The organism is Mycobacterium sp. (assembly GCF_025933915.1).
GTDB lineage: Bacteria > Actinomycetota > Actinomycetes > Mycobacteriales > Mycobacteriaceae > Mycobacterium.
The window spans coordinates 22,132-47,731 of record NZ_JAICZA010000018.1 but is presented as its reverse complement, the minus strand read 5'-3'; the positions used below and the strand labels follow the sequence as shown (position 1 = coordinate 47,731).

The 25,600-nt window shown below is 67.2% G+C and carries 18 protein-coding genes; 10 read left to right on the top strand and 8 right to left on the bottom strand.

Annotated elements, in window-relative coordinates; translation table 11 throughout:
- The coding region (locus Q0W90_RS04880) for an FAD-binding protein (protein WP_297773421.1) at nucleotides 1–1,059 on the bottom strand (1,059 nt) is incomplete at its 3' end.
- 65 nt (nucleotides 1,060–1,124) lie between these two features.
- Here Q0W90_RS04880 and Q0W90_RS04875 point away from each other — a divergent pair.
- Genes Q0W90_RS04875 through Q0W90_RS04865 form a run of 3 tightly spaced genes read left to right on the top strand, consistent with a single transcriptional unit; the run spans nucleotide 1,125 to nucleotide 4,174 of the window.
- The gene (locus Q0W90_RS04875; protein WP_297773417.1) at nucleotides 1,125–1,961 is read left to right on the top strand and encodes a uracil-DNA glycosylase; all 837 of its coding nucleotides are present in this window, start codon (nucleotides 1,125–1,127) and stop codon (nucleotides 1,959–1,961) included.
- Nucleotides 1,958–3,088: an FAD-binding protein gene (locus tag Q0W90_RS04870; protein WP_297773415.1), complete on the top strand. Its 1,131-nt coding sequence runs from the start codon at nucleotides 1,958–1,960 to the stop codon at nucleotides 3,086–3,088. Before Q0W90_RS04875 ends, Q0W90_RS04870 begins: the two co-directional genes overlap by 4 nt.
- 54 nt (nucleotides 3,089–3,142) lie before the next feature.
- Nucleotides 3,143–4,174: an LLM class flavin-dependent oxidoreductase gene (locus Q0W90_RS04865; protein ID WP_297773412.1), complete on the top strand. Its 1,032-nt coding sequence runs from the start codon at nucleotides 3,143–3,145 to the stop codon at nucleotides 4,172–4,174.
- A gap of 7 nt (nucleotides 4,175–4,181) precedes the next feature.
- On the opposite strand, the gene Q0W90_RS04860 is transcribed toward Q0W90_RS04865, so the two are convergent.
- Together Q0W90_RS04860 and Q0W90_RS04855 are read right to left on the bottom strand one after the other, a co-directional pair.
- Nucleotides 4,182–8,126, bottom strand: a complete 3,945-nt coding sequence (locus Q0W90_RS04860; protein WP_297697489.1) for a bifunctional diguanylate cyclase/phosphodiesterase — start codon at nucleotides 8,124–8,126, stop codon at nucleotides 4,182–4,184.
- Between the two features lie 206 nt (nucleotides 8,127–8,332).
- Entirely contained in the window at nucleotides 8,333–8,767 is a 435-nt protein-coding gene (locus Q0W90_RS04855; protein WP_297593108.1) for an HIT family protein, read from the bottom strand.
- Between the two features lie 83 nt (nucleotides 8,768–8,850).
- Between Q0W90_RS04855 and Q0W90_RS04850 the strand changes: the two genes are divergently transcribed.
- Nucleotides 8,851–10,236 (top strand): amidase, encoded by a 1,386-nt coding sequence (locus tag Q0W90_RS04850; protein WP_297593110.1) that lies wholly within the window; start codon nucleotides 8,851–8,853, stop codon nucleotides 10,234–10,236.
- Between the two features lie 4 nt (nucleotides 10,237–10,240).
- Here the strand turns inward: Q0W90_RS04850 and Q0W90_RS04845 are convergent, their stop codons facing one another.
- Nucleotides 10,241–10,747: a DNA-deoxyinosine glycosylase gene (locus Q0W90_RS04845; protein WP_297593112.1), complete on the bottom strand. Its 507-nt coding sequence runs from the start codon at nucleotides 10,745–10,747 to the stop codon at nucleotides 10,241–10,243.
- A gap of 40 nt (nucleotides 10,748–10,787) precedes the next feature.
- Between Q0W90_RS04845 and Q0W90_RS04840 the strand changes: the two genes are divergently transcribed.
- Entirely contained in the window at nucleotides 10,788–11,912 is a 1,125-nt protein-coding gene (locus tag Q0W90_RS04840) for an adenylate/guanylate cyclase domain-containing protein (protein ID WP_297773408.1), read from the top strand.
- A gap of 285 nt (nucleotides 11,913–12,197) precedes the next feature.
- Nucleotides 12,198–12,782: a hypothetical protein gene (locus Q0W90_RS04835; RefSeq protein ID WP_297773405.1), complete on the top strand. Its 585-nt coding sequence runs from the start codon at nucleotides 12,198–12,200 to the stop codon at nucleotides 12,780–12,782.
- A gap of 33 nt (nucleotides 12,783–12,815) precedes the next feature.
- Here Q0W90_RS04835 and Q0W90_RS04830 read toward each other — a convergent pair whose 3' ends face one another.
- The 3 genes from Q0W90_RS04830 to Q0W90_RS04820 all read right to left on the bottom strand — a co-directional run bounded on the left by Q0W90_RS04830 (nucleotide 12,816) and on the right by Q0W90_RS04820 (nucleotide 18,763).
- Complete coding sequence (locus Q0W90_RS04830; RefSeq protein WP_297593118.1) at nucleotides 12,816–14,597, bottom strand: serine/threonine-protein kinase PknH/PknJ; 1,782 nt, start codon at nucleotides 14,595–14,597, stop codon at nucleotides 12,816–12,818.
- A 486-nt stretch (nucleotides 14,598–15,083) separates the two neighbouring features.
- Nucleotides 15,084–17,000 (bottom strand): ABC transporter ATP-binding protein, encoded by a 1,917-nt coding sequence (locus Q0W90_RS04825; RefSeq protein WP_297773403.1) that lies wholly within the window; start codon nucleotides 16,998–17,000, stop codon nucleotides 15,084–15,086.
- A complete protein-coding gene (locus tag Q0W90_RS04820; RefSeq protein ID WP_297593122.1) occupies nucleotides 16,997–18,763 on the bottom strand; it encodes an ABC transporter ATP-binding protein in 1,767 nt (588 codons plus the stop codon). Before Q0W90_RS04820 ends, Q0W90_RS04825 begins: the two co-directional genes overlap by 4 nt.
- Nucleotides 18,764–18,945: 182 nt before the next feature.
- Here Q0W90_RS04820 and Q0W90_RS04815 point away from each other — a divergent pair, with 182 nt between their 5' ends.
- Nucleotides 18,946–19,503, top strand: a complete 558-nt coding sequence (locus Q0W90_RS04815) for a DUF3558 domain-containing protein (protein WP_297593124.1) — start codon at nucleotides 18,946–18,948, stop codon at nucleotides 19,501–19,503.
- Nucleotides 19,500–20,072, top strand: a complete 573-nt coding sequence (locus Q0W90_RS04810) for a DUF3558 domain-containing protein (protein ID WP_297593126.1) — start codon at nucleotides 19,500–19,502, stop codon at nucleotides 20,070–20,072. Before Q0W90_RS04815 ends, Q0W90_RS04810 begins: the two co-directional genes overlap by 4 nt.
- Nucleotides 20,073–20,079: 7 nt before the next feature.
- On the opposite strand, the gene Q0W90_RS04805 is transcribed toward Q0W90_RS04810, so the two are convergent.
- Nucleotides 20,080–20,583, bottom strand: a complete 504-nt coding sequence (locus Q0W90_RS04805; protein WP_297593128.1) for a histidine phosphatase family protein — start codon at nucleotides 20,581–20,583, stop codon at nucleotides 20,080–20,082.
- A 1,239-nt stretch (nucleotides 20,584–21,822) separates the two neighbouring features.
- On the opposite strand from Q0W90_RS04805, the gene Q0W90_RS04800 reads away from it, so the two are divergent.
- Together Q0W90_RS04800 and Q0W90_RS04795 are read left to right on the top strand one after the other, a co-directional pair.
- A complete protein-coding gene (locus Q0W90_RS04800) occupies nucleotides 21,823–22,974 on the top strand; it encodes an exonuclease SbcCD subunit D (protein WP_297593132.1) in 1,152 nt (383 codons plus the stop codon).
- Nucleotides 22,971–25,592, top strand: coding sequence for an AAA family ATPase (locus tag Q0W90_RS04795; protein ID WP_297773400.1), 2,622 nt, complete (start codon nucleotides 22,971–22,973; stop codon nucleotides 25,590–25,592). Before Q0W90_RS04800 ends, Q0W90_RS04795 begins: the two co-directional genes overlap by 4 nt.
- The last annotated feature ends 8 nt before the right edge of the window (nucleotides 25,593–25,600 follow it).

The following is a 25,600-nucleotide window of genomic DNA, read 5'->3' as shown; positions in this document are numbered from 1 at the left end:
GATCCCGGTGACCAGCCGGCCCAGCGCGGGAAGCGGCACCCCGACATCTTCGAGCATTAACGAACCCTTGGCTTCGACGGCCGGGATGCAAAACCGCCGCGCGGCGACGAACGCTTCGCCCTCGTCGGGATCGTCGGTCGAGAACACTTCCGTCGCACCGCTTTCCGCGAACACCTTGGCCATGATTTCGGCGTCTTCGCTTCCCGCCCGGCCGCGCTCATCGGACCCGGCCACCAGCATGGCCGCCGCTTGACGGTCCAGGTCCATGCGCAGGGTGTCCTCGACGGCGTTGATCGCCACCGAATCCATGAACTCCAGCATCGAGGGGCGAAGCCGCGCGGTGACCGCGAGCACCGCGTCGACCGCGTCCTGTACCGACGAGAAGCCGGCCACCACGATGCTGGACGCGTTCTGCTTGGGTACCAGCCGCAGCGTGACCTCCGTGACGACGCCCAGCGTGCCCTCGCTGCCGACAAAGAGCTTGGTCAGCGAAAGGCCCGCCACGTCCTTGAGGCGTGGGCCACCCAGCCGGACTGCGGTGCCGTCGGCCAGCACCACCTGCATGCCCAGCACATAGTCGGTGGTGACGCCGTACTTCACGCAGCACAGCCCGCCGGCGTTGGTGGCGATATTGCCGCCGATGCTGCAGATTTCAAACGAAGACGGATCCGGCGGATACCACAGGCCGTGTTCGGCGGCGGCCTTCTTCACCTCGGCGTTGAACAGGCCGGGCTGGCAAACCGCGGTGCGGGTGACGGGGTCGACGGCGACGTCGCGCATCTTCTCCGTGGACAGCACGATGCCGTTGTCCAGGGCGGTCGCCCCGCCGGACAGGCCGCTGCCCGCGCCCCGGGTCACGACGGGCACTCGGTGCGCGGCGGCCCAGCGCAGCACCGTCTGCACCTCTTCGGTGCGCCGCGGCCGCACCACGGCCAGCGGTTTGCCGGCCGACGGGTCGAAAGCGCGGTCCTGGCGATAGCCCTCGGTCACGCCGGCGTCGGTGATGACCATCCCTTCGGGCAGGTCGGCGATCAGGCTGGCCAGGGCGTCAGAGCTCACGGCCCGATAGTAAGCCCGTGTCACGGCCCCGGACGGTGCCCGGGTCCGCATGACGTGGCGCCTGAATGCAGGATGTTCATGTGCTCGACCACCCACGCACCGGCCAGCCGTTCGACTCTCCGGTTGGCGCCGGTACCGGATGGCCGGGTGATCCGGCCACACCGCGGACCGCGGTGGCGGCCGACGCCGCTCAGGTCATCGCGTTCGCGGACCGCGCCACCTCGATACCCGAACTCGATGCCCTGGTGAGCGTGTGCCGGGCCTGCCCGCGGTTGGTCGACTGGCGCGAGGAGGTAGCCGTCGTCAAACGCCGGGCCTTCGCCGACCAACCCTATTGGGGCAGGCCGGTACCGAGCTGGGGATCGGCGCGGCCCCGGCTGTTGATCGTCGGGCTGGCACCCGCGGCGCACGGCGCCAACCGCACGGGGCGGATGTTCACCGGCGACCGCTCGGGCGACCAGTTGTACGCGGCGCTGTTCCGGGCCGGTCTGGTGAACCAACCGACCAGCGTCGACGCTGCGGATGGGTTGCGGACCAAGCAGATTCGCATCGTCGCGCCGGTGCGGTGTGCGCCTCCGGCCAACGCCCCGACACCGGCCGAGCGGGACACCTGCTGGCCCTGGCTGCAGGCCGAATGGCGGCTGGTGTCCGGCCACGTGCGTGCGGTCGTGGCCCTGGGCGGATTCGGCTGGCAAATCGCGCTGCGACTCCCTGGCGCCGCCGGCCCAGCAGCGGCGCGCAAGCCCCGGTTCGGCCACGGCGTCGTGGCCGACCTGGCACCCGGCGTGCGGTTGCTCGGCTGTTACCACCCGAGCCAGCAAAACATGTTCACCGGTAGGTTGACACCAGCAATGCTCGACGACGTCTTCCGCAAAGCAAAGGAACTGGCAGGGATCAAGTGAGCGAGGTTCTGGTATCCGGCGCCAGTGTGGCGGGTACGGCGGCCGCGTTTTGGCTTGGGCGGCATGGTCATTCGGTGACCGTGGTGGAGCGCCATCGCGGGCCGCGACCGGGCGGTCAGGCGATCGACGTGCGGGGTCCGGCGCTGACCGTGCTGGACCGGATGGGGCTGCTGGGTGCCGCCCAGAAGCGCAAGACGCAAATCCGCGGCTCCTCGGTCGTCGACCGTGACGGTAATGAAGTGTCCCGCGACACCGAATCGACACCCACCGGCGGGCCTATCGATAGCCCCGACATCGAGTTGCTGCGCGATGACTTGGTCGAATTGCTCTACGGCGCAAGCCAATGGACGGCAGACTACATCTTCGACGACACCATCACCGCGTTGGATGACGATGGTGCGGTCGTCCGCGTCACCTTCGAGCGTGCCGCGCCCAGCGAATTCGATCTCGTCATCGGCGCCGACGGATTGCACTCCAACGTGCGGCGATTGGCGTTCGGGCCGGAAGAGAATTTCATCGAGCGGCTGGGCACGCATGCCGCAATCTTCACCGTGCCCAATTTCTTGGGCCTGGACTACTGGCAGATGTGGCATTACGGGGACTCCACCATGGCGGGGGTCTACAGCGCGCGTAACAACGCCGAGGCCCGGGCCATGTTGGGTTTCGTGGAGACGGATCTGCGGATCGACTACCGCGACATCGAGGCCCAGTTCGCCGAGCTGGAGCGGCGCATGACCGGCGACGGATGGGTTCGCCCGCAACTGCTGGACTACATGCGGACCGCACCGGACTTCTACTTCGACGAAATGTCTCAGATCACGATGGACCGCTGGTCGCGCGGCAGGGTGGCGCTGGTCGGTGACGCCGGGTATTGCTGCTCGCCCCTGTCGGGTCAGGGAACCAGCGTCGCGCTGCTGGGCGCCTACATCCTGGCCGGCGAGCTCAAGTCTGCTTCCCACGACGGAACCGCCGATCACGAACGGGGATTCGCCAACTACCAGCGCGAGTTCGGCGACTACGTCCAGCGCAACCAATGGCTGGTCGTGGACAACATTCCGGGCGGTGCACCGATACCGCAAGAGGTGTTCGATCGCATCGTCGCCTCGATCGTCCCGAAGGACTACTGAGCCGCGTCGCCCCGGGTCGGGAACGTTTGCGGGTCCGCGCGCGTTGACGCCATCGTGCGTCTTTCCGTCCTTGATCTCATCCCGGTACGCACCGACCAGACGACCGGCGACGCGCTGGCGGCAACCGTGCAGCTGGCGCAGGCCGCGGATCGGCTGGGTTTTACTCGCTACTGGGTCGCCGAGCACCACAACATGCCCTCGGTCGGTGCCACCAGCCCGCCGGTGGTGATCGCCTATCTGGCCGCGCAGACCTCGCAGCTACGGCTCGGCTCGGGTGGGGTGATGCTGCCCAACCACGCGCCGCTGGCGGTGGCCGAGCAGTTCGCGCTGCTGGAAGCCGCCGCCCCGGGCCGCATCGACCTCGGCATCGGCAGGGCACCGGGCTCCGACCCGGTGACCTCATATGCCCTGCGCGGTGGGAATGACGGTCGAGACGTGGAGAATTTCCCCGAGTACCTCGACGACGTGGCCGCGCTGATGAGCGCGGGCGGCGTGCGGGTTCCGTTGCGCTCGGGCGACTACACCCTCAAGGCCACCCCGGCCGCCGCGACCGAACCGCGCCTATGGCTACTGGGGTCGTCGATGTATTCGGCGCATTTGGCCGCCGCCAAGGGGTTGCCGTACGTGTTCGCACATCACTTCTCCGGCAAGGGAACCGAAGAGGCGCTCGAGCTCTATCGCTCCCGATTCACGCCCAGCGCCGTGGCCGCGGAGCCGCTGACGTTTTTGACGGTCAACGCGACGGTGGCCGAAACCCGGGCGGAGGCAACGGCGTTGATCCTGCCCAACCTGCAGATGATGGCCAGGCTGCGGACCGGGCAGCCGCTGGGGCCGGTGCCGCTGGTCGAGGAGGCTGCGGTTGCCGAGTTGACGGGACAGCAGGAGCGGATAGTCCAGAGCGGTCTGCAACACGCCGTCCTGGGTGCGCCGGCGGAGGCCGCCGAGCAGATCCGGGCGCTTGCCGAACGGTTCGGCGTCGACGAGGTGATGGTGAACCCGGTGGCGTCGGCCCGCCGCGGCACGGACCCCAACGCCGCGCCGGCGCGCGTCGCGACGCTGGAGCTGCTGGCCAAAGAGCTGTTCTGACTCCCCGTCACGCCCTCGGGTTGGACGGGCTGGAGTGGGGATCTGGCGCGTGGGCGGCGATCCAGGCCCGCAAGTCTTCGGCCGGCAAGGGTGGGCTGTGCACGAAACCCTGGGTGATCATGCAGCCATAGCGTCGCAGGGCGTTCAGGGTCGCCTCGTCTTCGACGCCCTCGGCGACGAGGTCGGCGCCCAGGTTGTGTGCCAGCGCCACCGTGGACCGCACGATGGCGACCGATCGTGCGTCGTGAGCCAAGCGCGTTACGAAAATCCGGTCCAACTTCAGCTCGTCGACCGAAACCTCTTGCAGGCGAGCCAATGACGACCAGCCGGTACCGTAGTCGTCGATCGATATGCGAATTCCCAGGCGCTGCAATGCGGCGACGGTGTTGCGGGATCGTACGGAGTCCACCAGCGCGCTCTCGGTGATCTCGAGGATGAGCGCGTCTGCGGGTAGGTCGTAGTTTGCCAGCAGCCGCTCGACGGTACCGACGAGCTCGATGTCGAGCAGGTTGGTCGTCGACAGGTTCACCGCGACAGTGAGCGTGATGCCCTGCTCACGCCAGCACCGCACCTGTTGGAGAGCCATGCTCAGTGTGCGGTTGGAGATCTTGCGCATCAGTCCGGCGCGTTCGGCGAGGGGCAAGAACTCCTCCGGCAGCAGTGTTCCGCGGGTGGGATGCTGCCAGCGCAGCACCGCCTCGACACTGTGAACGCTGCCGTCGCGCCCGTCGATCTTGGGTTGGTAGTGCAATCTCAGCTCGTCGGTGTCGAACAATGCCGTCCGCAGCTCTTCGATCAGGTTGGGGTCGTTGTTCCGATATACCTCAAACGACGAGTCGTAGACCGCGATCTTGCTTTGGGCGGATTTGGCGTGTGCCATGGCGGTCTCGGCGCGGCTCAGCAGCTCTTGCGGATGGTCGCAGTGGTCGGGACACAGCGCGATGGCGATGCGGCCTTCGACTTGCACGGTGATCGGATCCAAGGCGATCGGCTCACTCAGAGCTTCCAGCAGCCGTCCCGCCTGAGCGCTGGCGGCGGTGAGATTGGCCCCGTCCGCGAGCAGCACGGCGAACTGGTCATCACCCACCCGCGCGAGCAGGTCGTCGCGACGGACACTGCCGGACAATCGGTTTGCGATATGACACATCAGCTCATCGCCGAATTGGCGGCCGATGGAATCGGTGATCTCGTGAAAATCACTCAGGCTCAACAACAACAATGCCCGCCGCGCGTGCCCTCGGCTCGGCACCGACGTGGGTCCCGGCGCCGCGGAAGCGGGTAATGCAGTCAGGGCGCTCGCCAGTGAGTAGCGGTTCGGCAGCGCGGTCAGCTCATCGCTCATGGCGTGCTTGTCGCTCGTTTGCAGCAGGCTCGCATCCCGGAAGGTCAGCGAGAACCGACCGGCCGCCATGACCAGGCTCAGTGCTGCCAGCGTCGCGGCGGCTCGCGAATCATGCGCCAGGACAATCACTCCCAGCGCTACCAGGGAGGTCGCCACCGGAGTGACATAGGGGCTGAATCGGCGTCTGGGTGGGGGCGCCGTGGGCGACGAAGGGGACCAACTCGCCATCGCGATGAGTAGCGACGACGCGGGCCAGCAGGCATCCAGCAGGGAGCCGGCCCGATATGAGCCGGCGGTCGTCTGGAACAGGTACGCCCCATCCGCCACCGCAAACAAGACCAATCCGGCCATCAGCAGCGCCCAGCGAACCTCATTGCGCCAACCGAGTATTGGTAACATACCGGCAGCCAGGGCCAGGAGCACCAGATCAATCCACGGATAGGCCAGACCCATCCATACGGTCGCCGGTGCGCGTGATGTCGCCGCCCGGATGGGACCCTCCGTCAAGGCCGCGGCCACCGCCGCCAACGTCAGGGCGCACACCACCGAATCGAGCTGAATCGGGATCGGCAGCCGCTTGAACCGTGCCCGCATGAGTAGCAGCAGCCCGGCATAGACGAAGGGGTAGTAGACCAAGTACACCGGGTCGGCCACCGACGGGGATCGACCGTTGGGCACCCACAGGGCGTAGACGATGTCACCCGCGGCCGAGAACACCATGCCGGCGGCGATCAGCGACCATGCCAACCGGTCAGCCGGTACGCGGTACGCACGAAGGCCAATCAGACCGGCCGCCAACACGTTCAGCGCCGAATACAGCGTCGTGGCCGAGAACATGCCATGTCCGGCGGCTGGATGTACGCCGCTGGAAACGGCGAAGGCGATCACCCCGATCGCCAGCACTGCGAAGGCGGCCCGAAGGCCTCGCGGTGGCCGACGGACGGCGTCGGCGACATCGCCGGAGGGCTGGTTCGATGTTCCTGTCGCGACGTCGGAAACCGGCGGCGACGCCCGCGGCGTGACCTCGGCGCTGACGCTGTCGGCGACGCGCGACGCGACGGCGGATCCCCTCGATCCGGGAGACGGCGGAAACGCATACGGCAAGGGCAGGTCGGGCATGAAGCTGCGGATGCATTGCCCGCCTTCACGTTTGGCGGCGTACATGGCTAGGTCGGCATGCCGCAGCAGCTGATCGACTGTGCACGTCGATGCGCCGGTGCACACCGTGAATCCGATGCTCGGCTGGACCGTGATCGGAATGCCGTCGATCAGAATGGCCCCGGCGAATGCGTCGAGGATCCGATGCGCGGCCGCCTGCGATTCCTTGACGGAAGCCTCGATGAGCGCCGCGAATTCGTCGCCGCCAAGCCGGGCGATGGTGCCACTTTCCCCTAACGCCGCGGTGAGCCGCCCGGCCACCCGGACAAGGAGTTCGTCGCCGGCCGGGTGGCCCAGGGCGTCGTTGACCGATTTGAAGTTGTCGAGATCCAGGGACAACACCGCGATGGGCATGCCGTCGGGATGCCGGCGCGCGACGGCCTGTTCCAGCCGCTGCAGGAAAAGCGCTCGATTGGCCAGACCGGTCAGGTGGTCACGAAAAGCCTCCCGCGCGACTTCCGAGAGCAGATCCTGGTTCTCGATCAGCACGACGAACTGCCGGGCCAGGACGGCGGCCACCAGTATGCCCAGCGCGCCGATCATCGGGTCGTGCAGCGAATTGCCCGCCGCGTGCGCCCAGCCCACCGCGGCGGCCAGGAGCAGCGGCAGGTAGGGCAGCCACAGCCGCGTCCGGAACTCGATCTCATCCGGCGATGCCGGCCCGGAACGCTCGTGCACGGCGGCCAGTGCTGCCAGCGCCAATATCGCCAGCCCCGTCACTCGCACCAGGTCACCGACACCGCCCGTGTGATAGCTGGCGATACCGGTATAGAAGACCAGCATCATGTCGGCGATGCAGATGGTGGCGACGCCACCGGCCAGCAGGCTGCGGCTCGGCCGGTCGCCGGGACGGGCCCGGGACAGCATCAGGATCGCCGTCGTCACCTGGACGATGTCGGCGAAGACCTCCGCCAGCGTCACCAGCCGCGCACCGGAATGCTCCTGCAGCTGCGCTTCGACCACGAACACCCAGGCGATGACGAACAGCGACGTCGCCACGATGAGACCGTCGAGAAGCAGACGCCGGGGACTGTTGCGAGACAACTGGGACAGCAGCACCAACGATGTCATGGCGCCGACCGGCCACAACAGCAGCACGAACTCGGCGGCCGCAGGGTGAGTGGCGTGGTCGAATTCCGGGCGCACGTCGTAGACCGCCCAAATGATTTCACCGGCCGCCCAGCCGAGCAGGGCCGTTACCAGCGCCAGCCAGCCGTATCGCTGCCGTGGGGCCTTGAAGCGGGCCGCGCGCCCGGCGTATGCCGCCGTGATGGCCAGGCATACCGCGATGACGAAGCCATTGGCCGGATGCGTGCCGTACGGGCCGCGCCATCCCCAGGACGACGACAGCAGGATCAACACGGTGGCTGCGCCGTATACGCCGGCGAGCCGCCACCCAGCGGGCGCGGGCACCCCAGCCCGCCGCCACGGATTCACCGCCCGCCGTCTCATAACCGCTCTAGCCGCTCCCCTGCTGTGTGGTGAAGAAACGAACGCTTCACCACGAGTTACAGGGCATTAAACCGCTGCAGATGTGCGCGAAGTGTGGCTTTTGCCAGGTTGGTGCGACACCGGCCGTGATCGGGTGGGTCTAGCTGTCGTAAACGCGCAGTCGACGAGCCCCGGCTTGCTTCACCAGGGGACGGCCCGCAACGAATTTAATCTGGCCGACTTGCGTCGATCCGGGTCAGCGCGTTGCGCAGAATCTGGCCGGTGGCGTCCCGATCGGGGTCGCGGCGCAGCAGCATTCCTTTGGCCACCGACAACTTGTCGCCGTTGCGGCGCGGCAAGACGTGCAGGTGGATATGGAATACGGTCTGGAAGGCGGCGCTGCCGTCGTTGATGGCGATGTTGGTTGCGTCGGCCAATTCCGTCGTGCGCGCCGCCCGGGCGATGCGTTGGCCCAGGGTGACCATTCCGGCCAGCGTCTCCGGCGCGGTGTCGGTGAGATCGATGCTGTGCCGTTTGGGCACCACCAGCGTGTGGCCGCGGGTGAACGGGCGGATGTCGAGGATCGCCAGGTAGTCGTCGTCTTCGTAGATCCGGATGGCTGGAGCTTCGCCGGCGACGACCGCACAGAACACGCAGGACATGTGGCCCACGGTACTTGGTTGTTCCGCCGCAACCACCCGAGACCAGCGGCGGCCCGGCCGATTTAGGGCGATACGCTGCCGCAGTGAACGATCTCGCCTTCGCCGGCGCGGCGGCACAAGCGCGCATGCTGGCCAACGGTGAACTGAGCGCACCGGAGTTGCTCGAGGTATACCTGGAGCGGATTGCGCACCTGGACAGCCAGCTGCGTTGCTACCGCGTGGTGCTCGCCGACGACGCTCGCTACGAGGCCGCCGTGGCGCAGGACCGCCTGGACGCGGGCGAACGGTTGCCATTGCTCGGCGTGCCGATCGCGATCAAAGACGACGTCGACGTCGCCGGGGAGGTCACGACGTTCGGCAGCGGCGGACACGGGCCCGCGGTGACCTCCGACGCGGAGGTGGTGCGCCGCCTGCGCGCCGCGGGCGCCGTCATCATCGGCAAAACCAATGTGCCCGAGCTGATGATGCTGCCCTACACCGAGTCGCTGACCTTCGGAGCTACCCGTAATCCGTGGGATCCCAGACGCACGCCAGGCGGCAGCAGCGGGGGCAGTGCCGCCGCGGTCGCGGCCGGGCTGGCTCCGCTGGCGTTGGGATCCGACGGGGGCGGCTCGATTCGCATCCCGGCGACCTGGTGCGGCGTGTTCGGCCTGAAGCCGCAACGCGATCGGGTGTCGTTGGAACCGCATGACAATGCCTGGTACGGGTTGAGCGTCAACGGCCCGATCGCCCGGACGGTGATCGACGCTGCCTTGTTCCTGGATGCGACCTCGACGGTGCCTGGGCCCGAAGGGGAGTTCGTGAGCGCGGCGACGCGCAACCCCGGTCGGCTGCGAATTGCGTTGAGCACCAAGGTCCCGACGCCCCTACCGGTCCGCGTCGGCAAGCCGGAGTTGACGGCGGTCGACCAGGCCGGTGCGTTACTTCGCGATCTCGGCCACGACGTCATCACCGCCGATCCGGAATATCCGGCCTCGGCGATGCTCGCCAACTACCTGCCTCGGTACTTGCGCGGCATCTGCGACGACGCGGACGCCCTGGCACACCCGGAACGTCTGGAAGCGCGTACCCGCAACATGGCCCGCTTGGGGTCTTACTTCTCGGACCGTCGGATGGAGGCGATCCGCGCGGCCGAGGGGGCCGTGATCTCGCGGATCCAGGCGATCTTCGACGACGTCGACGTTGTCGTCACGCCCGGAACCGCAACGGGCCCATCCCGCATCGGCGCCTATCAACGGCGCGGCGCCGTGTCGACGCTGCTGAGGGTGGGGCAGTACGTTCCCTACCAACAGATCTGGAATTTGACAGGACAGCCCGCCGCGGTGGTCCCGTGGGACTTCGACGGAGACGGCATGCCGATGTCGGTCCAACTTGTCGGCCGGCCGTATGACGAAGCGACGCTGTTGTCGGTGTCTGCGCAGATCGAAGCCGCCCGACCGTGGGCGCTGCGCCGGCCGCCGGTGTCATAACCGTTTAGTAGCGCTGCGCGGCGCTCGCGATCGGCGCCCAAGCCGCGAGCTTGGCACCCGGCCGCATCGCGTGGGCCGGGCTGGTCGACGGTAGCCGGTGATAGCGGATCTCGTCGGGTGCTGACACCAGCCTCCGGTACAGCTCGGCGGCCTTGGCGCCGTTGAAGTACACCACCGTGATGGTGGGGTAATCGGCGAACAGGCCGCCGAAATCGTTGACCGCCAGGCTCTTTGGATCGATGGCCGAGTCGGCGCTGCCGCCGCGGCGACAAGCGTGAAGCACATCCCACAGGGCGACCCCGTGGGATTGCAGTTCCGCCAGACGCCTGTCGTAGGGCGCGGCCGCGTCGAAGCCGAAAAGCTCACCGGTGATCGACCAGAACGCGTTGCGCGGATTGGCGTAGTACTGGTCCGCCGCCAGTGATTGCACACTGGGAAACGAGCCCAGGATCAGCGTCCTGGCGCGCTCGTCGACGACCGGCGGGAATCCCCGCAGCAACGGTGTGCTCATCACCTCACATCATGACGCACCGGCGTTGTACGTTGGCGACGTGCATCCCGGGGACGACCACACCATCGACGACCTGCTCGAAGGGCTCGAGGGAACCGCGCGCACCGAACGGGCCGAACTCGTGAAGTGGCTGTTCGACCAGGGCGTCACCGCCGAGGAGATCCGGGCGACCAATCCGCCTCTGTTGCTGGCCACCCGCCACCTCATCGGCGACGACGGCACGTACGTGTCCACCCGGGAGATCAGCGAGACCCACGGCATCGACCTGGGGCTGCTGCAGCGCGTGCAGCGCGCCATCGGTCTGGTCCGGGTCGACGACCCCGACGCGGTCGTTCACATGCGCGCCGACGGTGAAGCCGCCGCCTTCAGCCAGCGGTTCGTTGAGCTGGGACTGGATCCCGACCACGTGGTTCTCGTGGTTCGGGTGCTTGCCGAAGGTCTGTCGCGGACCGCCGAAGTCATGCGGTACTCCGCCCTTTCGGCGATCATCCACCCGGGCGCCAGTGAGCTCGAAATCGCCCAAGCCTCAAAGGCTTTGGTGAGCAAAATCGCACCCATGCTCGGCCCGATGATCCAGAACATGTTGTTCATGCAGCTGCGCCACATGATGGAGACCGAAGCGGTCAATGCCGCGGAGCGCGCCGCCGGCAAGCCGCTCCCGGGCGCGCGCCAAATCAGCGTTGCCTTCGCTGACCTGGTCGGCTTCACTCGCTTAGGCGAGGTGGTCACGCCCGAAGAGCTGGGCCATTTGGCCAACCGGCTGGCCATCCTCGCCCGTGACATGGCTGTTCCTCCGGTGCGTTTCATCAAGACCATCGGCGATGCGGTGATGTTCGTCTGCCCCGAGCCGCAGCCGTTGCTCGATGTCGTCGTGAAACTCGTCGACTCGGTCGATTCCGACAACGACTTTCCCCGGTTGCGGGCGGGGGTGGCCTCCGGCATGGCGGTAAGCCGGGCGGGCGATTGGTTCGGCAGTCCGGTCAACGTGGCGAGCCGCGTCACCGGCGTGGCGCGCGCGGGCACGGTCCTGGTCGCGGATTCGGTGTGGGACGTCATCGGGGAGTGCGGTGAGTTTTCGGGATCGTTCGCCGGTGCCCGCCGCCTCAAGGGCATCAAGGGCGAGGTCAAACTGTTTCGCGTCCGCCGGGGCGACGGCGAGAACTGACCGCCGCTCACGGCGGCCGCCGATGGTGTCGATATGGGCAGGCCCGGTGCGACTCGAGGGGGCGTCTGACTCCGTCTTACGCGTGTCCTACGCGGCCGGATTCCTACCCCGTGTTCCGGCGCTTCGAATTGGTCGCTTCCCGGGCCTGCTTCGCTACCCAAAATACGCCGTCGAACAGCCCGGATCAACGGGTTTTCCGGTCCGGGATGAGATCGGCGACCGACCATCTCTTCGCTGCCGGTGAACGCTGTTCTTTTATCCCCGTAACGGTGTAATCATGTAATCATGAAGGCTCATCACACACACGGCCGCCGATACGGCCGCCCCGGAGGCTGGCAGCAGGCCCAGCAACCCGACGCCAGCGACGCCGCGGAATGGTTCGCCGGGCGTCTTCCCGAAAAGTGGTTCGACGGTGATCCCACGGTGACCGTCGACCGCGAGGAGATCACCGTCATCGGAAAGCTCGCGGACGCGGCGAACTCCGAAAGCGAGGAGAGCGAGGCCCGCGCGGTCGGGCGTGCGTCACGATTCCGCGAGGAAACCCGGTCCGAGCGAATGCATATCGCCGACGAAGCTCAGGATCGCTACGGCCGCAAGGTTTCCTGGGGGGTCGAGGTCGGCTCCGCAACGGGCACGGAACGAATTCTGTTCACCCACATCGCAGTACCTGTCATGACTAGGCTGAAGCAACCAGAACGCCAGGTGCTCGACACGTTGGTCGATGCCGGGGTCGCCCGGTCACGCGCCGACGCCCTCGCGTGGTCGGTGAAGCTGGTCGGTGAGCATGCCGAGGAGTGGCTGGCCAAATTGCGGGATGCGATGACGGCGGTTGACGACCTGCGCGCGCAGGGCCCCGATCTGCCGTCGTAACACGCCCTACGGTCTTGGCGCGCAGCCGTCGGGCTACTCGTTGTCGATCCTGGCGACGATCTTGTCCGCGATCTGAGCGCCTTGATCGCTGACGTGGTACCCGCACGCGTTGATATCGACGATCACGTTGTTGGCCACGCTCAGTGCCCGCTGGCACTTCCAACCGTCGCCGCCTTCCTGAATATCCATCAGCGTGATCTTCGGCGGACCCCCTTGGACCTGGGCGAACGTCCACCGGTATGTCTTGCTGTTGTTCGTGACGGTGACCGTCTTGCCGGCGCAGCCCTTCCACTTCTCCGCGGAGTTCTGCAGGAAGCTCTTGGCCTTGTCGGGGGACGGAAACAGCACGACGGCCTGGTTGACCCAGTGGTCGTGTTTGTCGCCGGGCTCTGAGGAGATCAGTCCGCTGACCGAGGTATATCCGGTGCCGGTATACACCGGGTCTTGGGTCGTGTAGAGCGCGCCCTGGCAGTCGGGTGTCGACACCGTCACCGACGGATTGTCGGTTGACGTAATGGGTTTGCCCGGCTGCATCGTCGATGCGCCCATCACGGTGTTGATGTCGGACGGAGCGAGCAGAAGTCCGCTGAGACGGTCGGCCTCGAGCGGGGCGGCAGTCGGCGGTTCGGGCTCAGGTCGAATGAGGAGCCAGATGCTCACTCCGCCGACGATGAGAACCAGCACGGCGGCCACGGCCGCGAGGACGGGCCAGACACGACGGCGCGGTTTGAGCGGGGGTGGGCCCCAGGGCGTCGTGTTGGCGAACTGCGGCGGCGGGCCGCCCCAGTTGGCGTTGCCCCCTTGGTAATACGGCGCCCCGGGCGGTGTCGGCGGCGGGGTGTGGAAGGCGGGCTGGTACGGCGGGGGAGGCGGCGCGGGCGGCGCCGGTGCGGTGTTCAGCCGGGGATCGGGGCCGCCGACCGTGGGCAGTGCGGCCTCCTGACTGCGACGCACGATGGTGGCGGCGCGGTCTCGGTCGGGGCTGCTGAGCGCTTGCTTGGCGGCGAGTGCGAGGTCGCCCGCGCTCGCATAGCGGTCCTCGGGCCTCTTGGCCATACCCCGGGCGATTACCGCATCGAAGGCGTCGGGGATATCGGGGCGGTGCTGGCTGGGCGCGGGTATCGGGTCCGTCAGGTGGGCGGAGATCAGCACGCCGGCGCTGTCTGCCCGATAGGGCGGGGACCCGGTCAGGCACTCGAACAGCACACACGCCAACGCGTAGATGTCGGCGCGGTAGGTGACTTCGGCATCGGAAAACCGTTCGGGCGCCATGTATTTCCAGGTGCCGACGGCGGTGCCGAGTGGGGTGAGTCTTTCGTCGGTGGTGGCGCTCGCGATGCCGAAGTCGACGAGGTAAGCGAAATCGTCAGCCGTGACCAGGATGTTTTGCGGTTTGACGTCGCGGTGCATAACCCCGGCGGCGTGGGCGGCGTCGAGCGCGGAGGCGATCTGTGTGATGATGGCGACCGCGCGCGGCGGGGCCAGCGGACCGAAGCGTTTGAGCACGCTGTCGAGGTTCACGCCCTCGACCAAACGCATTTCCCAAAAGATCTGGCCGTCGATTTCACCGTAGTCGTGCACGGGTACCACGTGGGGTTCTTGTATACGTCCGGCGATGCGGGCCTCACGTTTCAGCCGCTCGCGGAAAACGGGGTCGCTGCTGAAGCTTTTGGAAAGAAGTTTGACCGCCACGGTCCACTCCTTGACGGTGTGTTCGGCCTCGTAGACCTCACCCATCCCACCGCGGCCCAGCAGCCGTTTCAGGTGGTAGGGCCCGAACATCGACCCCACCCGTGAGGCCTGCTCGTCGCTCATTCCTCGTCCTTCCAACCAGACCTCCCGGCCCGCGGGTCGTATGACAGCGTTGCGTGCGGACGCGCGGTCGGGGCCGGTGACTGAGCCATCCTGACGGTAAGTGCGCAGCCGTCCCGCCGCACAATAACCACGATAACGGCGACAGTTATCTGTCAGGTGGGTGCCCACGGACCGCGTGGCTTTTAGGCCTCGTGTTGGTCGTCAGCGGCGAGCTGAAAGGTGAATTCGTGGTCGCAGATGCGGATGCGGTCACCATTGTGCAGCCCGGCGGCCCATGCACCCCGGCGGCTTCTTCGGCGATGAACCGGCCGGGCCCCGCCGGCATGTCGGCACCGTCATCGCCCCGCCACGTCACACACTGTGGCACCGGATGGTCCGAAATGCGTTCGCGACCAGCGTGATCGCTAATTCCGAACGCGAATTATATTGTACCGCCGAACATGCCGGTCACCTGGCGCGATGGCCAACTTCAGCCGCGCGTGGTTGTCAGGCCCGGGTCATCGCGTAGTAGGCGCCACGCCGGGCCAGCAGTTGGGCATGGTCGCCCTGTTCGACGATCCGGCCGGCCTCGACCACCAGGATGCGGTCGGCGTCGCGGATCGTCGAAAGACGATGCGCGATAATGAAACTCGTCCGGTCCCGGCGCAGTTCACACATGGCGTGCTGGATGAGGGCCTCGGTGCGGGTATCGACCGAGCTGGTCGCCTCGTCCAGGATCAGCAGCTGCGGGCGGGCAACAAATGCGCGTGCGATGGTGATGAGTTGTTTTTCGCCGGCGCTGATGTTGGCGCCGTCGCCGCTGACCCGGGTATGGTAGCCGTCCGGCAACGACCGCACGAACCGGTCGACGTAGGCCGCCTCGGCGGCGGCAACCACCTCGTGGTCGCGTGCCTCCGGGCGTCCGTAGGCGATATTCTCCGCGATCGTCCCGTCGAAGAGCCAGGTGTCCTGTAACACCATGCCGATCCGCGAGCGCAGCGACTGCCGGTCCATCGTGGCGATGTCCACACCGTCAATGAGGATCTGGCCGGCGTCGACGTCATAGAACCGCATCAGCAGGTTCACCAGCGTGGTCTTGCCGGCTCCGGTCGGTCCGACGATCGCCACCGTGCTACCCGGTTCGGCCACCAGCGAGAGGTCTTCAATCACCGGAGCGCCCGGGCGGTAGGCAAAGCTGACGTGCGCGAACTCGACGCGCCCACCCGGTCGGTGAGTCGTGTCGGTGGGCCGGGGCCCGGCGGGTGCGGGATCCGGCGATTCTTCGGGCTCGTCGAGCAGGGCGAAGACGCGCTCGGCGCTGGCCACCCCGGATTGCAGGGTGTTGTACATCCCGGCCAGTTGGCTCAGTGGCGAATTGAACTGCCGGACATATTGAATGAAGGCCTGGATGCCGCCCAGGGTGATGTGCCCGGTGGCCACCTGCAGACCGCCCACCACGGCGACGGCGACGTAGCCGAGGTTGCCGATGAACGTCGTCGCGGGTGCCACCAGTCCGGAGAAGAACTGGGCGCCGAAGCTGGCCTGGTAGACGTCGTCGTTGAGGCTGCGGAACCGCTCGCGGGCCGCGGCCTGATGGCCGAACGTCTTGACCACCGTGAACCCGCTGTAGGTCTCTTCGACGTGGGCGTTGAGGTGCCCGAGGCTCGTCCACTGGGCGCGGAACAGGCGCTGGGAATGTCGCGCGATCGCCCGCGTCGCCAGCAGCGACAGTGGCACCGTCAGCACGGTGATGCCGACCAGCAGCGGCGAGATGGACAGCATCATCGCCAGCACCGCCACCACGGTCAGAACCGACGTCAGCAGCTGGCTGATCGTCATCGACACTGACGATTGGACGTTGTCGATGTCGTTGGTGACGCGGCTGAGCAGCTCGCCGCGTTGGCGGCCGTCGAAGTACGACAACGGCAACCGGTGGATCTTGTGCTCGACATCGGAACGCAGCGCCACCATGGTGCGCTGCACGGTGAGGTTGAGCAGCCGGGCTTGCACCCAGATCAGTACCGAGGAAAGGAGATAGAGGGCCAGCGCCACCGTCAGCGTCCGGGCCACGCCGCCCAGGTCCACACCGTGGCCCGGCACTACATTCATCCCGGACAGCAAGTCGGCGAAGGTGTTGTCACCCCGGTCGCGCGCGGCGGAGACGGCCTGTGCCTTGCTGATGCCGGCGGGCAGCCGGCGCCCGATGACGCCGTTGAACAGCAGATCGGTGGCGTGGCCGAGGATCCGCGGAACGATCACCCCGATCACCGTGCCCGCGATGCCCAGTGTGATCACCGCGATGCTCATCCGACGTTGCGGTGCAAGCTGTTTCACCAGGCGGGCGGCCGAGCCCCAGAAATCGCGGGACCGCCCGGCCGGGGCCGGGACCGCGCCGCGGGCGGGGGTGTTGGTCGACAAGGTCATTGGGTGCCCCCGACCTGACCTGATCGCACGGCGCCCACTGTTTGCGAGTCGGCGAACTCGGCGTAGGTGGGGCAGTCGGTGAGCAGTGACTCATGCGTGCCGGTGCCCACCAATCTCCCGCCGTCTATGACGATCACCTGGTCGGCCTGCGCGGCAGTCGAGACCCGTTGAGTGACAACGATGACGGTGGCTACGCTCGATATCTGCTCGAGGGCCGCGCGCACCCGCGCGTCGGTGTGCACGTCGAGTGCGCCGAACGAATCGTCGAACAGATAGATGGCAGGGTGGCGGATGACGGCCCGGGCGATGGCGAGTCGTTGCCGTTGCCCGCCGGAAAAGTTGATGCCGCCCTGGGCGACCCGCATGTGCAGTCCGTCATCGTGTGCGCGCACGAATCCGTCGGCGTCGGCCACCCGCAACGCTTCCCACATGTCCTCGTCGGTGATGACCTGTCCCGGGGCGGCGCCGTAACCCAGGTTGTCGGCGACCGTTCCGGAAAAGAGGTAGCCACGCTGGGGGACCAGACCGATCGCCGACCACAGCCGCTCGGTGTGGTAGTCGCGGACGTCGATGCCGTCGACCAGGACGGCGCCGCCGGTCACGTCGTAGAGCCGGCAGATCAGGGAGACCAGCGTCGATTTTCCCGAACCGGTGCTGCCGACGATCGCGGTGGTGGTTCCGGGCCGCGCGGTCAACGAAATACCTTGCAGCACCGGGCGATCGGCGCCCGGATAGGTGAATGTCGCGCCGTCCAAGCGGACTATCCCGGTGATCCGTCCCGGCGGGGATTTCGGGCTCGGCGGGTTTCGGACGGCGGGGCGGGTGCGCAGCACCTCGGTGATCCGCTCGGCGCATACCGACGCTCGCGGCAACACCACCAGCGTCATCGTCGCCATCAACACCGCCATCAGGATCTGGGTGAAATACGCCAAGAACGCGGTCAACGAGCCGACCTGCATTTGGCCGCGATCGATCCGCAGTCCGCCGAACCAGATCAGGGCCACGCTGGACACGTTGATGGTCAGCGTGGTCACCGGCAGCATCAACGCTTGCCAGTTGCCCGCGGTCAGTGCGGTATTCGACAGCGCGGTGTTGGCTCGCGCGAAGCGGTCACGCTCGAAGCCTTCCCGGGCGAACGCCCGGACAACCCGGACGCCGGCCAGCTGGTCCCGCATCACCCGGTTGATGCCGTCGATCAGGCCCTGCATTCTGCGGAACAGGGGCAGCGTGTGCGACATCACCCAGTAATTGGCCACCGCCATGATCGGCACGCTGACCAGCAGCAGCCACGTCAGCGCGGCCTCCTGGTGGACGGCCATGGCGATTCCGCCGAGGCACATTATCGGGGCCGTCACCAGCACGGTGCCCGTTATCTGGACCAGGTACTGGAGTTGCCGCACATCGTTGGTACTGCGCGTCAGCAACGTCGGCGCGCCGAATCGGGCGGTTTCGCGTTCGGAAAAAGTGACGACGTGTTCGAACACCGCGGCGCGCAGGTCGCGACCAAAGCCCATCCCGGTCCGGGACCCGAAATAGGTCGCCCCGATCGAGCACAGCACCTGCAATCCGGTGGCCCCGAGCATCACCATGCCGAGCCTGACGATCGTGGTGGTGTCGCCCTTGGCGACGCCCTCGTCGATGATGGCGGCATTGACGGTCGGCAGGTACAGCGACGCGAGGTTGCTGATCAGCTGCAGCACCATCAGCACCGCGACCAGCCGGCGGTACGGCTGGATGTACTGGCGCAGCAGTGCCAGGAGCATTGGGTAACTGTCGCACACCGTCCGCCCGGGCGTCCCCGCCAACCGCCCGACGCTCAACGCCCGCACCGCCCGGGTTTGCGGCGTGGAAATCCCTGCTCAGGCGCGTCGGTGGTTGACCCGCTGGGCTGCCGCTACAGTGCATCGTGTGGACCAGCAGCGGGCGGAACGGAAGCAGAGCAGCGGTGCGGCGTAACGCGAGGGCGCTGGCCCTTGTGGCGTCAGCATTGACGATCCTGATTCCCGCGGTGGCGGCCTGCTCCGATTCCGGCGGCAACAAACCCGGAGCGACGGCGTCGTCGACGCCGCAGAAAGGGCAAGGCAACCACGGGCCGATGTTCCCGCAATGCGGCGGCATCAGCGATCAGACGGTGGCCGAGCTCACCAGGGTGAGCGGACTGATCAATACCGCCCGGAACTCCGTCGGATGCCAGTGGCTCGCCGGCGGCGGAATCCTCGGGCCGCACTTCTCCTTCTCCTGGTATCGCGGTAGCCCGATCGGACGCGAACGCAAGACCGAGGAGCTCTCACGTGCCAGCGTCGACGACATCAACATCAACGGCCACGGCGGTTTCATCGCCGTCGGGAACGAGCCCAACCTGGGTGACTCGCTGTGCGAGGTGGGCATTCAGTTCCAGGACGACTTCATCGAGTGGTCGGTCAGTTTCAGTCAGAAGCCGTTCCCGCCGCCGTGCGACATCGCGAAAGAACTGGCTCGTCAGTCGATTGCGAACTCGAAATGATCGCCTCGATGCGCGCCGGATCGCAGAGCAGGACGACGGCCCGCGCAGCCGCAGCCGTGGTGATGGCCGCGCTGCTGGTGTTGACGGGCTGTTCCAGGTCGATCGGGGGCAACGCGGTCAAGGCGGGCGGCAACGTGCCCCGCAACAACAACTCCCAGCAGCAATATCCGAACCTGCTCAAGGAATGTGAGGTCTTGACCAGCGACATCCTGGCCAAGACCGTGGGTGCCGATCCACTCGATATTCAGAGCACGTTCGTCGGCGCGATCTGCCGGTGGCAGGCGGCCAATCCGGCCGGCCTGATCGACATCACCCGGTTCTGGTTCGAGCAGGGCAGTCTGAGCAACGAGCGCAAGGTCGCGGAGTTCTTGAAATACAAGATCGAGTCGCGGCCGATCGCCGGGATCGACTCGATTGTGATGCGTCCCGACGACGCCAACGGTGCGTGCGGCGTGGCCAGCGACGCGGCCGGGGTGGTCGGCTGGTGGATCAACCCGCAGGCGCCGGGTATCGATGCGTGCGGGCAGGCTATCAAGCTGATGGAGCTGACGCTGGCCACCAACTCCTGATCGAGGCTCATCGCGGCACCTCGAACCCGATGAGCGTGGCCACGCCGAGTTCCACCTTTTTCCACGTGCCCGGCACGGTGAGCACCGCGATCGCCGACGTGGGGAACTTGGCCGAAATTCGTTCGGCGGCATCGACATTCGCGTCCCCGGCACCGCTGAGCCCCAGCGCCAGGGTTGACATCGTCGGTTCGTGCCCGATGACTAGCAGCGTGCCGACGGCGTCGTCCACCGTGTTGATTTCGTCGATCAACGTGCCGGGGGTGCTGGCGTAGAGGCGCTCGCTGTATCGCACCGGCGCGTCGATGCCGGTGTTGAGCAACGTCTCCCGGGTGCGTGTCGCCGTGGAGCACAGCACTCCGTCGATGGCGGGCGCATTGGTGCGCAACCAATCGCCGGCGAGTCCGGCCTGCCGGATGCCCCGCGGCGCCAACGGCCGGTCGTGGTCGGCGACACCGGGCGGGTAATCCGACTTCGCGTGCCGCATCAACAGCAAGGTGCGCTGGCCAGTCACGAGCAATCAGAATAATCAGTGCGGCAAGTCGTCGTCATCCCGGTCGTCGAGCAGTTTCCGGGGTGGTGGCCGGTGTTGGTTGGCAGACGAACGGGCCGAACTCGGTTGTATTCGGTAGGCCTAGCGAATGGAGACGATCGGTCGACTGGCAGCACGGTCTCGGCGCCGACGGCCAGGACGCCTAGGGGGACGAATCCTAATTCCTCTGCGAGTTTGTCCCGGGCGTTGTAGAACTTGGAATAGCGGTCCCCCGCTCGTGGCACGCGCTGCCATTGCCGAAGCCAGAAGGCGTTACAGTGAAAGAGTCGTTGCGCACGGGAATTAGATTACTTGTGGCGCCGGGAGTTGCCTTCTGGGTAATCCTCAATTCGCCGGCAGCCTGGGCCGGGCCGGGCGGCAACCTTCCGGGTCCCGGCGTGTGCGACTATCCGGGTGTTGGCGGAAGTACTTTCGAGGCGGGGGCCACGACGTACTACTGCGATTTTCCTATCGAAGAGAACAGCACGCACTGGCACTGCGAATACGGCGGATGGAACATGGGCGGTCCCGGTGGCAACGCCCCCATCGGTGGAAGCTTCATGGGTTTTGGGTTGACCATTCCCGCAGGCGATTTCGGGGGTGCTTCCGGTAGCTGTTCATGGCGCTGGCCGGATAACACCATCGGCCCTGCACCGAATCCACCGGGCGCGTGGAAGAACTATTTGGTGCCCAAGCCGCCGCCGCCCGAACATCGGGCACCCCCGCCTCCATCAGCTGAGCCAGAGTCCGGGCCACCACCGACCATGAATCCGAATCCCGGCGATGAGCCACAGACGCCGGCCTACACCAACCCGGCGTTTCCGAATCCCGGCAGGCCTGTGAACCCGCCAAGTTAGCTTGTGTGGCAACCATCTACTACTTCGCTTTCTGCAGCGTGCTGCCATGGCACCTCGACCGGGTCGATCTCCAGGTATTGCGGCAGTTCCCGAGTACCAGCATGCGAGACTGACTGCAGCGACTTGTGCAGGCCTTCTGGTCTTGATTCACACTGGTGCAAGTCATCTGGGGCATGGTCGCGAGGGTTTTTGACCGCGACCTCGAGTCGGTTTCGGTCCGGACTCGATCCGCCGATCAAGAACTCCAGGATCTGGCCGGATTTCTCACACCAAGACCTGCCGATCGAGGTCCCGCGTCTTGTCGGTGCACAGACCTAAACTCGCGATGCCCCGGTAAACACGCAGTTCGAAAGGGGGTCGCGGCATGCGATTCCTGCACACCGCCGACTGGCAACTGGGTATGACCCGGCATTTCCTCGCCGGCGACGCCCAGCCACGCTATTCGGCGGCCCGCCGCGACGCGGTTGCCGGTCTGGGTGCGCTCGCGGCGGAAGTGGGCGCCGAGTTCGTCGTCGTGTCGGGCGACGTCTTCGAGCACAACCAGCTTCCGCCGAAGGTCGTGGGGCAGTCCCTGGAAGCCATGCGCGGCATCGGAATTCCGGTGTATCTGCTTCCGGGTAACCACGATCCCCTGGACGCCTCATCGGTGTACACGAGCGCGCTGTTCACCGCCGAGCGTCCCGACAACGTGATGGTGCTCGACCGGCCCGGGATCCATCAGGTTCGCCCCGGGCTGGAAATCGTCGCCGCGCCGTGGCGGTCGAAGGTGCCGACCACCGACCTGGTCGCCGACGTCCTGGACGGCCTGCCCGCAGCCGCGAGCACCCGAATCCTCGTCGCGCACGGCGGAGTCGACGCGCTGGACCCCGATCGGGACAAGCCCTCGCTGATCCGGCTCGCCACGCTCGACGACGCGGTGTCCCGCGGTGCGGTGCACTATGTGGCGCTGGGGGATAAGCACTCACTGACACAGGTCGGCGGCAGCGGCCGGGTGTGGTACTCCGGGTCGCCGGAAGTCACCAACTTCGACGACGTGGAATCCGACCCGGGCCACGTCCTGGTCGTCGACGTCGACGAGGCCGACCCGCGGCGCGCTGTCTCCGTGACCGCACGGCACGTCGGATGCTGGCGCTTCGTCACGATGCACCGGCAGGTCGACAGCAGCCGCGACATCGCCGACCTCGACGTGAACCTGGACCTGATGACCGAGAAGGACCGGACCGTGGTGCGCTTGGCGCTCACCGGTTCGTTGACGGTCACCGACCGCGCGGCGCTGGACGCCTGCCTGGACAAATACGCACGATTGTTCGCCTGGCTGGGCCTGTGGGAACGCCACACCGACCTGGCGGTGATCCCGGCCGACGGCGAATTCAGTGATCTCGGTATCGGCGGATTCGCCGCCGCGGCGGTCGAGGAGCTGGTGGCGACGGCGCGCGAGGAGAACTCCCGCACCGCCGTGGACGCGCAGGCGGCGCTGGCGCTACTGCTGCGGCTCACCGATCGGGGCGCGGCGTGAAGCTGCACCGGTTGGTCCTGACGAACTACCGCGGCATCTCGCACCGGGAAATCGAATTCCCCGACCACGGCGTCGTGGTGGTGTGCGGCGCCAACGAGATCGGCAAGTCGTCGATGATCGAAGCCTTGGATCTGCTCCTGGAATCGCGGGATCGCTCGACGAAGAAGGAAGTCAAACAGGTCAAACCCACCCACAGCGACGTGGGCTCCGAGGTATCCGCCGAAATCAGTTGCGGCCCATATCGTTTCGTCTATCGCAAGCGGTTTCACAAGAAGTGCGAAACGGAGCTGACGGTCATCACGCCGTGCCGCGAACAGCTGACCGGCGACGAAGCCCACGAACGGGTCCGGGCGATGCTGGCCGAGACGGTGGACAGCGACCTGTGGCATGCCCAGCGAGTGCTGCAGTCGGCGTCGACCGCCGCGGTGGATTTGTCCGGGTGCGACGCGCTGTCGCGTGCCCTTGATGTCGCCGCCGGTGACAGCGGCGGGTTGTGCGGCACCGAGCCGTTGCTCATCGACCGCATCGACGCCGAGTACGGGCGGTATTTCACCCCGACCGGACGTCCGACGGGCGAGTGGTCCGCCGCGATCGCCCGGCTGGCCGACGCCGAGGCGGCGGTCGCCGAGTGTGCGGCCGCGGTCGCCGAGGTCGACGAGCGGGTGTCTCGCCACGCCGTTTTGACCGAGCAGGTGGCCGACTTCTCCCAGCGCCGTATCGCTGCCGGCCCGCGCGTTGCGGCCGCGCGGCAAGCCGCCGAGCGGATCGCAGAACTCAGCGCGCAGCGGCGCGAAGCCCAGTTGGTCGCCGCCGCCGCGGCGGCCACGAGCGCCGCGGCGGGCGCCGCCCACACCGGACGTTTGCAGCTGCTCGCCGAAATCGACACCCGCGCCGGCGCTGTCGCCGAATCCGAAGCCCAGGTCCTCAAGGCTGCGGCCGCGCACTCGGCGGCGCTTGCCGAGGCCGAAGCCTGCGACGTCACGCTCGAGCAGGCCACCCAGGTCCTTGCCGACCTGCAGTGCCGGGTCGATGCCGCGCGGCAGGCCGTCGACCGGATCGCCGACCGCGAGCAGGCCGACCGGTTGAGCACTCGGCTGGCCAAGGTCGATGCCATCGAGCGGGATCGTGAGCGAATCTGCGCCGAGCTCAGCACGATAGCCGTCACCGAGGAATTGCTGCGACGAATCGAGGACGCCGCCGCCGCGGTCGAGCGCATCGGCGACCAGTTGGCATCGACGTCGGCGGCGATCGAATTCACCGCTGCGGCAGACGTTCATCTTGTGGTGGGTGGCGAACGGATCTCCTTGGCGGCGGGGCAAAGCTGGTCGATCACCGCCGCCGGGACCACCGAGGTCGAGGTTCCCGGTGTCCTGACCGCCCGGGTCATCCCCGGCGCGACCACGCTGGATATTCACGCGAAACACGCTGCGGCACAAAACGAGATGGCCGCGGCGCTGGCAACCGGTGAGGTGGCCGACCTCACCGCCGCGCGATCGGCCGACCAGCGTCGCCGCGAGTTGCAGAGCACCCGTGATCAGCTCAGCGCCACCCTGGCCGGTTTGTGCGGTGACGAGCAGATCGACGAGCTGCGCGCGCGCCTGGAGCAGCTACGCGCCGAACACCCGGCCGAGCCGGACCTTGGTGTCACGGACATCGGCGCTGCCCGCGCCGAACTCGACGCGGCCCAGCAGAGTCGCGTGGCCGCGTCGAGCGAATACGAGGCACGCCGCCAGGCCGCCGCCACCGCCGCCGCAGGGCTGGCCGACTTATCGACCAGGGCAACCGTCCTGCAGAACACGTTGGAAGCTCAACGCGCCGAGCTGCAGGCGGCCGCCGCCCGGCTGGCCGCGCAGCGCGCCTCGGCCAGCGACGAGGAACTGGCGTCCTCGGCGGACACGGCTTTGCGCGCCGAGCAAGCCGCGGAACAACGGGCCACCGAGCTCGCCGATGCCTTGGCGGCAGCGTCTCCCGATGCAGCCACCGCCGAATTGGCCGAGGCCACAAAGGAAGCCGAGTCGCTGCGCGAACGCTACGAAGAAGCCGCCCGCGCGTTGCGCGAGATCACCATCGAACTCTCGGTATTCGGCAGCGAGGGGCGCCAGGGCAAGCTGGACGCCGCGGAAACAGAACGCGAGCACGCCGCCACCGAACACGGCCAAATCGGCGGGCGGGCGCGGGCCGCGCAACTGCTGCGCTCTGTTATGACGCGCCACCGTGACACCACCCGGCAGCGCTACGTCGAGCCCTACCGCGCGGAGCTGCAGCGGCTCGGACGTCCCGTGTTCGGCCCCAGTTTCGAGGTCGACATCGACAGCGACCTGTGCATCCGCAGCCGCACGCTCAACGGGATCACGGTGCCCTACGCCTCGTTGTCCGGCGGCGCCAAGGAGCAACTCGGCATCCTGGCCCGGCTGGCCGGCGCCGCCCTGGTCGCCAAGGAGGACGCCGTCCCGGTGGTCGTCGACGACGCGCTGGGTTTCACCGACCCCGACCGGTTGGCCAAGATGGGGCAGTTGTTCGACAGCGTCGGGACTTACGGACAGGTGATCGTGCTCACCTGCAGTCCCGATCGGTACGACGGCGTCCAGGGCGCGCATCGCATCGATCTGAGCGCCTAGCCGTGGGC